Source organism: Nesterenkonia lacusekhoensis (genome assembly GCF_017876395.1).
GTDB classification, from domain to species: Bacteria; Actinomycetota; Actinomycetes; order Actinomycetales; family Micrococcaceae; genus Nesterenkonia; species Nesterenkonia lacusekhoensis.
In genome coordinates this window covers 851,137-865,177 of sequence record NZ_JAGINX010000001.1, presented here as the reverse complement: position 1 = coordinate 865,177, position 14,041 = coordinate 851,137, and the positions used below count along the sequence as shown (strand labels likewise).

Here is a 14,041-nt window from a genome sequence, read left to right as displayed (position 1 = left end):
GCCGGGTCAGCTCGTCCTCATAGTGCTGGACGTCAGCCTACCGTGAGGGCCTGGCTGGGCGAAGGTCATGACAGACCGTGTCCACCCGCTCACCGCGGTCTGCGTCGATGGTCGGCAGCATAGGCGTCGAAGACAGCACGCACGTCCTTCTCATCACTGTGGCGGCTGGCCAATGCTGAAGCCAGCTCATCGAGAGCCGCCGAGAGTTGGACGGCACCGAGCCGGACCGCCGCGCTGGATGAGGCGCTGGCGGCGTCGCGAAGGCTCAAGGCATACGGGAGCTGCCGCGCCAGGGACAGCTGTGCCTCATCCTCGTGAAAATAGTAGGTCTCACTGTGGTGGCTGAGGTCCAGGCTGACGGCAGTGAGCTGTTCGCTCAGCCCGTCCAGCACCTGCGCCGCGACCGGCTCCTCCACAGCGTCGATGTGCTCGGCATAGTTCGCAGCGTGAAGGCGATACAGGCGGAACGCCACGGCTTCCCGTTTGGCCAGCGGCGGCTGGACTTCGATGAACCAGGTCAGCGCCGCGGTGAGCAGCGCGAATCCTGTCAGGACCTGCAGCGGCGGCAGGATGCGCAGCAGGGGTTCAGTGGCTACGACGTCGCCGAACCCCAACGTCGACAGGGAGACCAGAGAGATGTAGAGCGCATCCAGCACGGCCGGGTGACCGCCAGGAGCCGGACCATCTGCGAAGTCGAAGCCCTCGGGCACATGCGGCAGGTAGACCAGAACCCAGCCGGCGCCCTGCAGCAGCACCCACATGAGGATGACCGCCACACCATGGAGGCCGGCCCTACGGTGAGACCGAACCGATGGCCAGCGGCGCGGGAGAGCCGCCAGAGCAACCCGAAGACCAGGCGACTGATGCGTCCCCTGCCGGGAGGGTGCAGGAGCTGGTGAAACATGCCCCGCAGTCCCAGCAGGATGATCACGACGCCCAACGCAGTGAACACTCCAGTCACTATGGCCTCCTTGTCCCCTTGTCACGAGAGACTACCTCTGAGCGGACGGAACGGGACACAGCATGGGCATATTCGCTGGCCTGTGCATCATCCGACCAGGACTCGCTCACTGGGCGGGCTGAACCTCTGTCAGATATGCGCGCACTTCGGCGCCGTCGTCGAAGGTGAAGCACTCACGCTCCTCGCCCGTGGTGTACTCCGGAGTCCACACCTGGGGTCCTCCCTCGGCCGGGGCGACCAGGGTGCGGGTCGTGGTGTTCGAGCTCTGGCACACGTAGTGAACCGATCGGTAGTCAGGACCGGTGACAGTGCCGCCAGGCTCGGTGAAGCACGTCGGACCTTCGGTAGGGCCCTCGTCGTACTCATCCTGGAAGTAATCGCCCCCGTCGCCGTCGTTGTACTGACGCAGCCAGAGCGCCTGTGTGGCGGTCCACTGAGCGGCGCAGTCCACGGCCGTCGACCCTGCGGCGTGACTGACCTCGCCCTGGGCCTGGGTGAGGCTGTCCATGTCGTAGGTGCCGTAGTGCTGCCAGTAGGCACCGTTCGGAGCCATGATGTAGCCGCTCGGCTCGTCGTGGAACGTCAGGCCTTCCACCTCCGGCCTCTCCTCAGCACTCTCTTCGTCAGCCTCCTCAGCGTCGGTGCCGTCCGCCTGCGGCTGCGCTGTGGCGGGTGCCCCGTGCGGCGTCGTCTCGGCCGCTTCCTGTGTCCCTGCTTGCCGTCCAGGCTACGCGCCGTGAGCGGGGCGCACCCTGGTGTTACCCGTTGCGGGGTTCACGCAGGAGAGCTTCTTCCCTGGCCACCCGTGAGTCCACGTCTTCGGCATGGGCGATCAGGTGCTCACCCTGAGACCAGATCAACTGCACCCAGGAGATCTGGTCCACCCTCGGGGCACGAAAAAGGCCCCCGATCCCTGTCATAACAAGGATCGAGGGCTTTCGACCGTGGTGCCCCCGAGAGGAATCGAACCTCTGACCTTTGGTACCGGAAACCAACGCTCTATCCCCTGAGCTACGGAGGCGGGGCCAGGCGACGCCGTCGCGCTGACCGGACTAGATTACCAGGAGCTCGCTCTGGAACCTAGCTGAGACACGGAGCGACGTTGAGACACGCCAGCGACCCCCGGCCTCAGCCGGTGACCGCCACGGTGTAGCTCCACAGCTCGGAGGACATGCCCACCGGCTTCTGCTTGGGCTCCTCGGAGTCGCCTTCCCCGTGGGACTTCTGGAAGTGCTGGGAGTTCCGCCAGTTCTCGAAGGCCTCCTCCGAGTCCCACCGGGTCAGCACCAGCCACGTGGTGCGGTCATCGGTGGGCTGCAGAAGCTCGAAGCCCTGGAAACCGGGAGTCCCTTCCATGGAGCCGTGGCGGGCGGCGAAGCGCTTGCCCAGCTCATCTCCGGAGTCCGCAGGAACAGTGATGGCATTGATCTTGATGACGCTGCTCATGGGGTCATGCTACCGCTGGGATGTGCCGTGATAGCGACCCAGCGTCTCTTCGCGGAACTCGTAGAAACGGCCCTCGTCGATGCTGCGACGGATGTCGTCCACCAACTTCACCGTGTAGTGCTCGTTGTGGATGGTGCACAGGGTGTTGACCAGCATCTCTTTGGCTTTGAACAAGTGATGCAGATAGGCCCGCGAGTAGTTCCTGCACGTGTAGCAGCTGCACTCCTCATCGATGGGGCCGAAGTCCTTCTTGAACCGGGCCTGCGGGATGTTGAACCGCCCATCGGGGTGGTAGACCCGCCCGTTGCGCGCCACGCGGGAAGGCGAGACACAGTCGAAGGTGTCGGCACCGTTCTCGATGGCGGTGAAGAAGTCCTCCGGCTCAGAGATCCCCAACAGGTGACGCGGCCGATCCTCCGGCAGCTCATCGCAGACCCAGCTCACGATGGTCCCCAGATTCTCCTTCTCCAAAGCTCCGCCGATGCCGAAGCCGTCGAAGCGCTGACCCTCGACCTCCATCGCACCCAGATCCCGGGCGGCCTTGCGCCGCAGGTCCTCGTACTGGGCCCCCTGCAGCACACCGAAGAGTGCCTGATAGGGCCGGTGCGAGCGCTCCTCAGTCAGTGCACGATGTGCGGCCAGGCAGCGCTCGGCCCACAGGCGCGTCCGCTCCAGGGACGTCTCCTGATACGCCCGGGTGTTGAACAGCGTGGTCAACTCGTCGAAGGCGAAGATGATGTCGGCACCGATCTCATGCTGAAGCTTCATGGAGATCTCTGGGGTGAAGCGGTGGGTGGTGCCGTCGATATGGGATTTGAAGGTGACGCCGTCGTCGTCGACCAGCGCCAGCCGCTCCTTATCAGGCGCCACTGCGGAGTCGTCGGGGACCACGGAGGCGTCCATGGTGATGACCTTCTTGAAGCCCGCACCCAGGCTCATGACCTGGAACCCGCCGGAATCGGTGAAGGTGGGACCGGGCCAGTTCATGAACTTGCCCAGTCCCCCGGCGGCGTCGAGCACGTCAGTGCCCGGCTGCAGATTCAGGTGGTAGGCGTTGGCCAGGACAGCCTGGGCGCCGACCTCGGCGATCTCCTCGGGCCGCACCGATTTGATGGTCGCTTTGGTAGCCACCGGGATGAAGGCCGGGGTGCGGATCTCTCCGTGCGGGGTGCTGATGACTCCGGTGCGCCCGTGGGCGCCCTCGAGCCTGCTGTCTACGGTGAAGGTGAAGCTGTTCTGGGGCACCCGCCAATCTTAGAGGCTCCACCTCTCTCGCCGTTGAAAGACATTCGAACCTGTGTTCGAATAGTGGCATGCGGTGGCAGGGGCAGAAGATCCAGAACGGCGATGAGGCGGCGCTGCTGCCGCTCAAAGGGCTGGTCCGCAGCGTCCGCACACCGGAGTTCGAAGGCGTCACCTTCCACGAGGTGGCGAGCAAGACCGCACTCAACCGAGTGCCCGGCCAGTCGAATATGCCCTTCGAATGGACCATCAACCCCACCCGCGGATGCCTCCACCGCTGCGTCTATTGCTTCGCCCGCAAGACTCACGAGTACCTGGACCTGGACTCCGGCCGGGACTTCGACAGCCAGATCATCGTGAAGACCAACGTGGCCGAGGTGCTGCGCGCCGAACTGGCCAAACCCTCGTGGAAGCGCGAGCATGTGGCCCTGGGAACCAACTCAGATCCCTACATGCGAGCCGAAGGCCGCTATCAGCTGATGCCGGGCATCATCGAGGCGCTCGCCGAATCAGGCACCCCGTTCTCCATCCTGACCAAGGGCCCGCTGCTGAAGCGAGATCTGCCGCTGCTGCGCCGCGCCGCCGAACAGGTTCCGGTGTCCGTAGCCGTCTCTCTGGCTCTGGTGGATCCCAAACTCCAACAGAAGGTCGAGCCCGGAACCCCAGACCCGCGAGCACGACTGAACCTGATCCGGTCCATCTCCGAAGCTGGCCTGGACGTCAACGTCCTGGCCATGCCGATCCTGCCCTGGCTCAGCGACTCGCCAGAGCAGCTCGATGCACTCCACACCGCGCTCGCCGAAGCCGGCGCCAGCTGGGTCAGCACCGGTGCCCTGCACCTGCGCCCAGGAGCCCGCGAATGGTTCCTCCAGTGGCTGGCAGCCGAATACCCGCACCTCGTGGCGAAGTATCGGCGCATCTACCGCAGCCCCAAGGGCGGGTTCAGCAGTTACGCCGCCAAGGAGTACACCCAGTGGCTGGGCCGGCAGTCGGCCGAAGCCCGACGCCGACACGGCTTCATCCGGCCTGCCGACCCCACCTGGCGCGGCCGCACCTCACCCGAGACATCTCACCCCGCGCAGGAGCCTGCTCAGCCTGCGCTCTTCTGAACGGCCCCGGTGCTGAGGCGCCTGCCTGCTCTCTGCCCTGTCTCCATCCCGGCGCGGCGGCGTCGTGCTTCCTCTTAGGGTTGACTTGACCATATGACCCACGGCATAGTGTCAGCCACACCATAAGAGGAGGACACTGCTATGCCGACTGAGGGCCCGCCCGCGCTCGAACTCGCCGTCTCGTCGGTGGTGTTCGCGCTGCGTCCCCATCCTGAGACCGGCGAACTGACTCTCTGGCTTCCTCTGGTCCGCCGCATCCGGGAGCCCTTCGAAGGCCGCTGGGCACTGCCCGGAGGACCGCTGGACCCACATCAGGACCTGGTCGAATCCGCCCGCAGCACCCTGCAGCGCACTACAGGCCTGACACCTCGCCACCTGGAGCAGCTCTACGCCTTCGGCGACGCCGACCGCTCCCCTGCCGCACAGGCACAGACCGGATCTCCCACCCGCGTGGTCTCCATCGTCTACTGGGCCCTGGTCCGCCAGGACGAGGATGCTGCGGCCGTGGACGGGGAGAACGTCGAATGGTTCCCTGCCGATGACATCGCCGAGGAGGCCGGACCGCTGGCCTTCGACCACGACGTCATCCTGGCCTACGCGCTGCGCCGCCTGCGCGCCAAAGTCGCCTACTCCCCCATCGCGCACGCCTTCCTGCCCGAGCGGTTCCCGCTGGCCCAGCTCCGTCAGGTCTACGAAGCCATCCTCAACCGTGCGCTGGATCCTTCGAACTTCAGGCGCCAGATCCTCGCCCAAGGCGCAGTCGAGGACACCGGCGAGCGCATGACCGGAACCGCGCACCGGCCCCCGAAGCTCTACCGCTCGTCCCCTGACCGCAGCCGCTACACCCTCACCATCCAGGAGAACTGATGACTTCCTCCGTCCATGAGCGCATCCAGCTGAGCCCCGCCCGGAGCTGCAGCACGGCACTGGCCGAGGGCCCCTGGGAGTTCGACGCCATCGCAGGCTACGGACCCGGCTCCTCCCAGGCGGACCCCGTGCCGTCGCACACTCCAACCAATGGCACCGGACGTCCTCACCAGCTGCCTGAGGCCTACCGGCAGATGCAGGACGCTGAGCTGCATGAGCGCATCCGTTCGGCCAAGGAGGCCCTCGGCGAGCGCCTGGTGATCCTGGGGCACTTCTATCAGCGCGATGAAGTCGTCCAGCACGCCGACTTCGTCGGGGACTCCTTTCAGCTGGCCCAAGCAGCGCTCACCAAGCCGGAGGCCCGGAGCATCGTGTTCTGCGGTGTGCACTTCATGGCCGAGACCGCCGACATCCTCTCCGCAGAAGACCAGCAGGTGATCCTGCCGAACCGGGCCGCCGGCTGCTCCATGGCCGATATGGCCGATGAGGACTCCGTGGAGGAGGCCTGGGAGGAGATCGCCGAATTCTACGGCTTCGATCCGAAGAACCCGCAGCCCGACGCCGACGGGAAGCTCCCGGTGCTTCCGGTGACCTATATGAACTCCTCCGCCGCACTGAAGGCCTTCTGCGGGCGGCTCGGCGGCATCGTCTGCACCTCCTCCAACGCGGCCACGGTCCTGGAATGGGCCTTCGAACGTGCTCACCGGGTGCTCTTCTTCCCGGATCAGCATCTGGGCCGCAATACGGCCAAAGCCATGGGCATCCCGCTGGACCACATGCCGATGTGGAATCCGCGGCTGCCCCGGGGCGGCAATGCCGCCGATGATCTGGAACGGGCCGAGGTGCTGCTGTGGCACGGCTTCTGCTCCGTGCATAAGCGCTTCACCGTGGACCAGATCGACCAGGCTCGGCAGCAGTTCCCCGACTGCCGGGTGATCGTCCACCCCGAATGCCCCATGCCGGTGGTGGACGCCGCCGATGCCTCAGGGTCCACCGATGCCATCCGCAGATTCGTCGAGGCCAGCTCCCCCGGCGATGTGATCGCGGTGGGCACCGAGATCAACATGGTCAATCGGCTGGCTGCCGAGTACCCGGACCGGAGGATCTTCTGCCTGGATCCGGTGATCTGTCCGTGCTCGACGATGTACCGCATCCACCCGGGCTATCTGGCTTGGGTGTTGGATTCGCTGGTGGCCGGTCAGGTGGAGAACCGGATCAGCGTGCCCCAGGAGACCGCCGCCGAGGCGCGGATCGCCCTGGACCGCATGCTGGCCGCCAAGCCGCGATGAACGGTGATGTCCATGCAGACCGCACAGATCGATGACGTCATCCGGCTCGCCCTGGCAGAGGATGTTCCCTTCGGTGATCTGACCGCCGAATGCTTCGTCCCGGCGGAAACCACGGCCGAGGCACACCTGGTCGCGCGGGAACCCGGTGTCTTCAGCGGCGGGGAGGTCTTCAGCCGTGCGATGTCCGCCGTGGATCCCGTAGTCGTGGTCGATGACGTCGCACCCGAGGGAGCCCGCTTCGAGGCCGGCCAGCGCCTCGCCACGACCAGGGGCCCGGCACGCGCCATCCTCACTGCCGAACGCACGGCGCTGAATCTGGTGCAGCGGATGTCTGGGATCGCCACCCTCACTGCTGAATATGTGCAGGCAGTCCACGGCACCGGAGCCAGGGTCGTCGATACCCGCAAGACCACACCGGGTCTGCGCGCCCTGGAGCGCCACGCAGTGCGCTGCGGCGGCGGCCACAACCATCGGTTCTGCCTCTCCGATGCGGTTATGGCCAAGGACAACCACCTGGCCGTGGTCTCCGCCGGAGACCACGATCTCGCCGAGGCGCTGCGCCGTGCCCGCGCCCGCCTGCCGCACACCACTCATCTGGAGGTCGAAGTGGACCGGGTCGACCAGATCCCCGCCGCCCTGGACGGCGGAGCCGACACGATCATGATGGACAACTTCTCTCTGGAGGACCTGCGCCGCGGCGTGGAGCTGATCGGCGGACGTGCCCTCACAGAGGCCTCCGGCGGCGTCACGCTGGAGACCGTGGGGGCGATCGCCCAGACCGGCGTGGACCTCATCAGCGTGGGCGCCCTGACCCATAGTGTGCGCGCCCTGGACCTGGGACTGGACATCCGATGAGCAGCCCGACAGTGACCTATCTGGACCATGCGGCCACCGCCCCTCCCCATCGCGAAGTCCTGGAGGCGATGTGGCCCTACCTCACCGGCACGTTCGCCAATCCTGCCTCCCAGCATGAACCGGGCGAACACGCGCGACAAGCGCTGGAGCATGCCCGGCGCCGGGTGGCGGAACATCTGGGCGCCCGGCCGGCAGAGATCATCTTCACCTCCGGTGGGACGGAGGCTGACAATGCCGCGGTGAAGGGACTCGCACTGGCTTCGGAGCACCGACGCCGCGTACTGGTCTCCGCCATGGAGCATCCTGCCGTCCTCGACTCCGCCCGGTGGTTGGAGCGATTCGGCTATGAGCACGAGATCCTCCCGGCAGATGCCCAGGGGCTGGTCTCGCCGGAGACGCTGGAGGCCGCGCTGCTGCGCGGCAGCGGACCGGGCGGCCCAGCCCTGGTCAGCATCCAGTACGCCAGCAACGAGGTCGGAACCGTCCAAGACATCCCCGCTCTAGCCCGCGTCGCCGCTGCCCACGGAGCTCCCTTCCACACCGATGCCGTGCAGGCGGCCGGCCAGCTGCCGCTGGCCGTGGAGGAGCTCGGCGTCCAGGCCATGAGCCTGGCCGGGCATAAGCTCGGCACCCCCAAAGGCATCGGTGTGCTGTATCTCCGCCGGCGCACACCCTTCGAGCCGCTGATCCACGGCGGCGGTCAACAGCGCGGACGACGCTCCGGCACGGAGAACGTCGCGGGGGCGGTCGGGATGGCAGCGGCCCTGGACCTGACCACTGCCCAGGACAGCTCAGCATTGGCCGTCCGCCGCGATGAGTTCATCCGCCAGGTGGAGCAGAGCACCGGCGGACCTGGACGGACCCAGGCTCAGCTGACCGGCCATCGCAGCCGCCGTCTGCCCGGTCACGCCTCCTTCATCATGGCCGGGCGCAGCGGAGAGTCGGTGCTGCTGGACCTGCAGCGTCGCGGCATCAGCTGCTCCTCCGGCTCCGCCTGCGACGCCGAGCGCCAGGACCCCAGCCCCGCCCTGTTGGCCATGGGGTACTCCTCGGAGGAGGCACAGGCCGCACTGCGGTTCACCTTCGGCCCTCAGACCTCCGAGGGGGAGCTTCTGCGGACCGCAGAGCTGCTGACGGAGGCCTGAATATGCGGTCGGGCTCATCGTGTTGTAGACTCTTCTGGTGCTTCGCACGCGAAGGACATCGGGCTATAGCGCAGCTTGGTAGCGCGTCCGTCTGGGGGACGGAAGGTCGTGGGTTCAAATCCCGCTAGCCCGACTCGCTGAAACCCCAGGTCAGAGCAGTTGATCCGCTCTCCTGGGGTTTTCTCATGCCCGGACCACACCCAGCGCCCGCCGCCCGGCCTTCCGCTGCTGTTCGAACGACAGGGCCGACCAGGCGGATCGCCCCGCACTGTTCCTGAAAATGCGCGCCGAATTCTCGGAAATCCGGGCAGAGCCCGGGGTGATCCCACAGAAGACCGAGGTGTGGTGGATCCGACACGCAGGAACACGCCGCACACATCGCAGAACCCAGCCGCGGCCTGTATTTTCGTGCCGGGGCGTTAATCTTCTGTACACCTTCCCCATACCGCCCCAGACTTCCCCTATGTCTGCAGAACAGCACTTCCGGAGGCGCCGCCCGCGTCACAGACTCCCCCGGCCCGCCGCCGTCGTGGGCGCACTGACCGGTCTGTCGCTGGCACTGACGAGCTGCGGGACCAACCCGTTCGTCGAGGAGCAGCGCGTCCAGGCCACAGAGACCGCCCACCAGTCAGAGACCGCGCCGCAGGGCGAGTCCGCTCCGCAGGCCCGCGCCTCCACTGCGGCTGAGACCCCGGAAACACGTGCCGAAGCCCAGACTCCCCTGACCCATGAGGTCTCCCAGCAGGTCGGCATCCAGCACGAGACCATCGCCCGCGCCGGCCAGACTCTGCAGCAGATGCAGTCACGGTCCGAGCAGCCGCCCGAGCAGGACACGGCGCAGGAGGACACGGCACAGCACGCCGGTCAGGATTCAGCGCAACAGGACTCAGCTCAACACGACTCGACGGACCAGAGACCAACCGACCAGGACCGCGCGGAGGCTGACCAGGACACCCGAGAGAACGCCGAGGAGAGCACTGCCGAACAGGCTGACCAGGGCACCCGAGAGAACGCCGAGGAGCCGATGGGGCCTCCTGCAGATGCGACCTACCCCGCCGACCTGAATCAGGCCCTGGAACAGATCGCCGAGCACCATCCGGGTGAGTACTCCATCAGCGTGGCTGAGCTGACCGGCCAGGGCAGGGTGGGCGCCTATGAATCCACCGAGCCGCGCACCAGCGCGAGCACCTATAAGCTCTTCGTCGCCTACAGCGTGATGCTGCGCACCGAATCCGGAGAGATGAGCTGGGACGACGAGATCGAAGGCGGCCGTGATCTCGACCAGTGCTTCGACGACATGCTGGCCCTCAGCGACAACCCCTGTCCGGAAGAGATCGCCGATGAGATCGGCTGGGAGTCCATCTACGCCGATGCCGCCGGCGTGGGAACGGTGAGCTCCGGGCACAACGACGAGGGCCTGTACACCACAGCCGCGGACCTGACCACATTCCTGGCGGCCCTGCAGTCGGGCTCGCTGTCCATCAGCCCGGAAGGGCACCAGCGCATCCTGGACTCCTTGGCCGGGAACATCCATCGACAGGGCGTCCCCTCCGGATCCATCGGCACTGTGATCGACAAGCCGGGCTTCCTCGACGAGAATCTGCACGATGCCGCCATCGTCCACCACCCTCAGGGCACCTACGTGCTGACCGTGATGTCACAGGATGCCAGCTGGGAAGCGCTGGCCTCCGTCAGCCACGAAGTGGAGACTTTGCTCTACGGCTGAGGCTCTCCCTACGGGCGAGCATCTGCTGCAGCCCCACCGGCGCAGCATACGCTCAGGGACCGGATCACTTCTTGCGCTTGCGCTTCTCCCGGACGCGCATGCTGACCTCGATGGGCGTGCCGGTGAAGTCGAAGGTCTCGCGCAGCCGGCGCGTGATGAAGCGCCGGTAGCCCGGATCCAGGAATCCGGTGGTGAAGAGCACGAACCGCGGCGGCCGCGTCGAAGGCTGCGTGGCAAAGAGGATGCGCGGCTGCTTGCCGCCCCGGACCGGGTGCGGATGAGCCGCGACCAGCTCACCCAGGAAGGCGTTGAGCCGTCCGGTGGGGATGCGCTGCTCCCAGTTCTCCAGGGACGTCTCCAACGCCGGGGCCAGCTTGTCCTTATGCCAACCGGTCCGCGCTGAGACGTTGACCCGAGGAGCCCAGGAGATATGGCCCAGATCGCGTTCGATCTCCCGCTCCAGGTAGAAGCGGCGCTCCTCATCGAGCAGGTCCCATTTGTTGTAGGCCAGCACGATGGCACGGCCGGAATCCAACGCCATCTGGATGATCCGCACGTCCTGCTCGGAGATCGCCTCCTCCACTGAGAGCAGCACGACGGCGACCTCGGCCTTGTCCAGGGCGCGCTGAGTCCGCAGCATCGCGTAGTACTCCGAGCCGGAGGCCATGTGCTGCCGACGCCGGATGCCTGCGGTGTCCACGAACCGCCACTGCTCCCCACCGAGCTCGACGAGCTCGTCGACAGGGTCGCGGGTGGTCCCGGCGATGTTGTCCACCACCACACGGTCGGAGCCGGCCAGCTTGTTCAGCAGGGATGACTTGCCCACATTGGGCCGTCCCACCAGCGCCACGCGCCGGGGCCCGCCCAACGGCACCAGTCCGCCGTGCTGAGCCGTCTCAGGCATCGCCTTGACCGCGGCGTCGAGAAGGTCGCCGGTACCGGTGCCGTGCAGCGCCGAGACCGGGAAGGGCTCGCCCAGGCCGAGGTTCCACAAGGCGTAGACCTCAGCCATCTGGGCGGAGTCGTCGATCTTATTGGCCGCCAGCAGCACCGGCTTCTTCTTGCGCCGCAGCATCTTGACCACGGCCTCGTCCACTGCGGTGGCTCCCACCAGGCCGTCGACCACGAAGACCACAGCATCGGCCTCGTCGACGGCCAGCTCGGCCTGATCGGCCACACGCCGGTGCAGGCCCTTGGCGTCCTGCTCCCAGCCTCCGGTGTCCACCAGGGTGAAGTCCTTGCCGTTCCACTCGGCGTCGTAGGAGACGCGGTCACGGGTCACACCCGGCACGTCCTCGACCACAGCCTGCTTGGAGCGGATGATGCGGTTGACCAGAGTGGACTTGCCGACATTGGGCCGGCCCACGATCGCCAGCACCGGAGGCGCAGGGACGAAGGGCTCGTAGTCCTCCTCGCCGGCTTCCAGGTTCAGCAGGGCGGCGTCGTCGTCCTCGAGCTCATAGTCCTCGAGGCCGGCGCGCAGGGCCTCGGCACGAGCCTCCGCCTCCTCTTCGGTGAGCTCGGCGAGCCGCTCCGCGACCCGGTCATCCTCCGTGGAGGGGATGTATTCGTCGCCGGAATCAGAGTGCTGGGTCATGGGTTGCTGCTCCTTGGATACGGCCCACGAGCGCCTCGACGGTCTCCTCGAAGGTCAGGTCTGAGGAGTCCAGGACGGCCACGCCGTCGGCCGCCTCAGTGAAGTTCGACGCTGCAGAGTCTTTCCTGTCCCGCTCCAGGACCTGGACCTTCAGGTCCTCCTCGGACTGGGTGCCGCCCATCTGCAGGCCTCGGCGGCGCAGACGCGCCTCGGCCGAGGCGGTCAGCAGCACCCGGACCTGGGCGTCGGGGGCGACGACAGAGGTGATGTCACGGCCTTCGGCGACCACGAAGCCGGCGTCGTCGATCAGCTTGCGCTGGGCGTCGATCAGCAGGGAGCGAGCCCTGCGGTTGGTGGCCACCTCGGAGACCTTCTCGGAGATCCGTGCCTCACGGATCTCCGCGGTCACGTCGGTCTGGTCCACAGTGATGACCTGGTGGTCCGGGTCCGTGGAGATGCACAGCGGCAGCTCCTCAACGGCCACGGCCACCGCATCCTCATCGCTGAGGTCCACGTTCTGGTCCAGGCAGTACCAGGTGGCGGCCCGGTACATGGCCCCGGTGTCCAGGTAGGCCGCCCCCACCGTCCGAGCCGCGGCCCGGCAGACACTCGACTTGCCGGACCCCGAGGGTCCGTCCACGGCCACGATCAGTCGACTCACGACTGGACCACCTTCCATCCCATTTCATTCAGCGCCTGGGCGAGTTCATCCCGCCTGCCAGGCAGTACAGACAGCTCCACCATACCGACCTGGTGGCCGGCGGAGTGATCCATGCGCATGTCTTCGACGTTGACGCCGGTGGTGGCGACATCGTTGAGGACTGCGGCGATCTGACCAGGCTTGTCGTCCACGATCACCGTCAGCACGGAGAAGGCCCGCGGCGGGGCACCGTGCTTGCCCGGAATCCGGGCCACTCCGGCGTTACCCTCAGCGATCAGCTGAGCCAGATCCGCCTGAGCCCCGGGAGCCGCAGGATCCTCCAGCGTACCGATCAGCCGCTGGATGTCCTCGCGCAGTCCGTAGAGGATCCCCAGGACCGCAGCGGAGTTGCCGCTGAGGATCTGCACCCAGAGGTTGGGGTCGCTGGCGGCGATCCGAGTGACGTCCCGCAGCCCGTTGCCGGAGAGTTCCAGGGCATCGGAGGGCGCGTCCTGCAGCCGGCTGGCCACCATGGAGGCGGCCACCTGGGGCAGATGAGAGATCAGCGCCACGGATTCGTCGTGGAATCCGGGGCTCATCCGGTGGATGCTGGCTCCCAGCCGGCGGGCGATCTCCTCGGCCCAGCTGAGTGCCGCATCGGAGGAGAGCCGGCCGGCGTCGGGGTGCTCGGCGGGGCAGATCACCCATGGCATGGAGGTGAAGAGCTCACCGCGGGCCGCCACCGGCCCGGAGCGCTCACGTCCGGCCATCGGGTGCGTGCCCACGTAGCGGCCCAGATCGGCACGGCTGAGTCCGGAGCCGTCAGCCTCGGTCAGCCGGATCAGGTCAGTCAGTACGCTGGCCTTGACGGAGGCGATGTCCAGCACCACGGCGTGACGATGATGGGACAGGGCTGCGGCGATCTCTTCGGCGGTGGACTCCGGAGGCGCGGCGACGATCACGATCTCCGCCTCGTCCTCGCCGTTCCACGCCGTGCCGGCACCGATGTCCTCGGCGATCCGCTGGGCGGTGGCGGAGACGTCTGAGAGCAGGACCGGGTGGCCGGCGGCGCGCAGGCCCAGGCCGATGCTCGCCCCGAGCAGTCCGGTGCCTCGGATCAGAACCGTAGGCGTTTCGCGGGAGGACTCTGGCACGGTGGTCAGC

Annotated in this window: 13 protein-coding genes and 2 tRNA genes; 7 read left to right on the top strand and 8 right to left on the bottom strand. The window is 66.9% G+C overall.

Annotated elements, in window-relative coordinates:
• Positions 1 to 89: 89 nt before the first annotated feature.
• From JOF45_RS04180 to tgt, 5 genes are all read right to left on the bottom strand, one after another.
• A complete protein-coding gene (locus tag JOF45_RS04180; RefSeq protein WP_210048097.1) occupies positions 90 to 776 on the bottom strand; it encodes a potassium channel family protein in 687 nt (228 codons plus the stop codon).
• A 291-nt stretch (positions 777 to 1,067) separates the two neighbouring features.
• On the bottom strand, positions 1,068 to 1,556 hold the full coding sequence (locus JOF45_RS04175) for a hypothetical protein (protein ID WP_210048095.1): 489 nt from the start codon (positions 1,554 to 1,556) through the stop codon (positions 1,068 to 1,070).
• Between the two features lie 350 nt (positions 1,557 to 1,906).
• Positions 1,907 to 1,982: transfer RNA gene (locus JOF45_RS04170), tRNA-Arg, on the bottom strand.
• 107 nt (positions 1,983 to 2,089) lie between these two features.
• Complete coding sequence (locus JOF45_RS04165) at positions 2,090 to 2,407, bottom strand: antibiotic biosynthesis monooxygenase family protein (protein ID WP_210048093.1); 318 nt, start codon at positions 2,405 to 2,407, stop codon at positions 2,090 to 2,092.
• A 9-nt stretch (positions 2,408 to 2,416) separates the two neighbouring features.
• Positions 2,417 to 3,652 carry a tRNA guanosine(34) transglycosylase Tgt gene (gene tgt / locus JOF45_RS04160; RefSeq protein WP_210048091.1) on the bottom strand — a complete coding sequence of 412 codons (1,236 nt, stop codon included), beginning with the start codon at positions 3,650 to 3,652 and terminating at the stop codon, positions 2,417 to 2,419.
• Between the two features lie 68 nt (positions 3,653 to 3,720).
• On the opposite strand from tgt, the gene JOF45_RS04155 reads away from it, so the two are divergent.
• The 7 genes from JOF45_RS04155 (at position 3,721) to JOF45_RS04125 (ending at position 10,640) form a co-directional block, all read left to right on the top strand.
• On the top strand, positions 3,721 to 4,758 hold the full coding sequence (locus tag JOF45_RS04155; protein WP_210048089.1) for an Rv2578c family radical SAM protein: 1,038 nt from the start codon (positions 3,721 to 3,723) through the stop codon (positions 4,756 to 4,758).
• A 141-nt stretch (positions 4,759 to 4,899) separates the two neighbouring features.
• Positions 4,900 to 5,625: an NUDIX hydrolase gene (locus JOF45_RS04150; RefSeq protein WP_210048087.1), complete on the top strand. Its 726-nt coding sequence runs from the start codon at positions 4,900 to 4,902 to the stop codon at positions 5,623 to 5,625.
• The gene (gene nadA / locus JOF45_RS04145) at positions 5,625 to 6,914 is read left to right on the top strand and encodes a quinolinate synthase NadA (protein WP_210048086.1); all 1,290 of its coding nucleotides are present in this window, start codon (positions 5,625 to 5,627) and stop codon (positions 6,912 to 6,914) included. Before JOF45_RS04150 ends, nadA begins: the two co-directional genes overlap by 1 nt.
• Before the next feature lie 12 nt (positions 6,915 to 6,926).
• On the top strand, positions 6,927 to 7,769 hold the full coding sequence (gene nadC, locus JOF45_RS04140) for a carboxylating nicotinate-nucleotide diphosphorylase (RefSeq protein WP_210051288.1): 843 nt from the start codon (positions 6,927 to 6,929) through the stop codon (positions 7,767 to 7,769).
• Entirely contained in the window at positions 7,766 to 8,914 is a 1,149-nt protein-coding gene (locus JOF45_RS04135) for a cysteine desulfurase family protein (protein ID WP_245324122.1), read from the top strand. Before nadC ends, JOF45_RS04135 begins: the two co-directional genes overlap by 4 nt.
• A 59-nt stretch (positions 8,915 to 8,973) precedes the next feature.
• Positions 8,974 to 9,047, top strand: a tRNA-Pro gene (locus JOF45_RS04130).
• Positions 9,048 to 9,377: 330 nt separating this feature from the next.
• The gene (locus tag JOF45_RS04125) at positions 9,378 to 10,640 is read left to right on the top strand and encodes a serine hydrolase (protein WP_210048085.1); all 1,263 of its coding nucleotides are present in this window, start codon (positions 9,378 to 9,380) and stop codon (positions 10,638 to 10,640) included.
• Positions 10,641 to 10,704: 64 nt separating this feature from the next.
• Here the strand turns inward: JOF45_RS04125 and der are convergent, their stop codons facing one another.
• Genes der through JOF45_RS04110 form a run of 3 tightly spaced genes read right to left on the bottom strand, consistent with a single transcriptional unit; the run spans position 10,705 to position 14,031 of the window.
• Positions 10,705 to 12,237, bottom strand: a complete 1,533-nt coding sequence (gene der, locus JOF45_RS04120) for a ribosome biogenesis GTPase Der (RefSeq protein ID WP_210048084.1) — start codon at positions 12,235 to 12,237, stop codon at positions 10,705 to 10,707.
• Positions 12,221 to 12,898, bottom strand: coding sequence for a (d)CMP kinase (cmk, locus tag JOF45_RS04115; protein WP_378578992.1), 678 nt, complete (start codon positions 12,896 to 12,898; stop codon positions 12,221 to 12,223). The genes der and cmk overlap by 17 nt, the downstream gene beginning before the upstream one ends.
• Positions 12,895 to 14,031, bottom strand: coding sequence for a prephenate dehydrogenase (locus JOF45_RS04110; protein ID WP_342591382.1), 1,137 nt, complete (start codon positions 14,029 to 14,031; stop codon positions 12,895 to 12,897). The genes cmk and JOF45_RS04110 overlap by 4 nt, the downstream gene beginning before the upstream one ends.
• Positions 14,032 to 14,041: the final 10 nt, after the last annotated feature.

Coding starts and splice junctions, on each gene's coding strand:
- JOF45_RS04135 (WP_245324122.1), top strand. CDS start 7,766: ATGAGCAGCCCGACAGTGACCTATCTGGACCATGCGGCCACCGCCCCT.
- nadA (WP_210048086.1), top strand. CDS start 5,625: ATGACTTCCTCCGTCCATGAGCGCATCCAGCTGAGCCCCGCCCGGAGC.
- JOF45_RS04165 (WP_210048093.1), bottom strand. CDS start 2,407: ATGAGCAGCGTCATCAAGATCAATGCCATCACTGTTCCTGCGGACTCC.
- JOF45_RS04125 (WP_210048085.1), top strand. CDS start 9,378: ATGTCTGCAGAACAGCACTTCCGGAGGCGCCGCCCGCGTCACAGACTC.
- der (WP_210048084.1), bottom strand. CDS start 12,237: ATGACCCAGCACTCTGATTCCGGCGACGAATACATCCCCTCCACGGAG.
- nadC (WP_210051288.1), top strand. CDS start 6,927: ATGCAGACCGCACAGATCGATGACGTCATCCGGCTCGCCCTGGCAGAG.
- JOF45_RS04155 (WP_210048089.1), top strand. CDS start 3,721: ATGCGGTGGCAGGGGCAGAAGATCCAGAACGGCGATGAGGCGGCGCTG.
- JOF45_RS04150 (WP_210048087.1), top strand. CDS start 4,900: ATGCCGACTGAGGGCCCGCCCGCGCTCGAACTCGCCGTCTCGTCGGTG.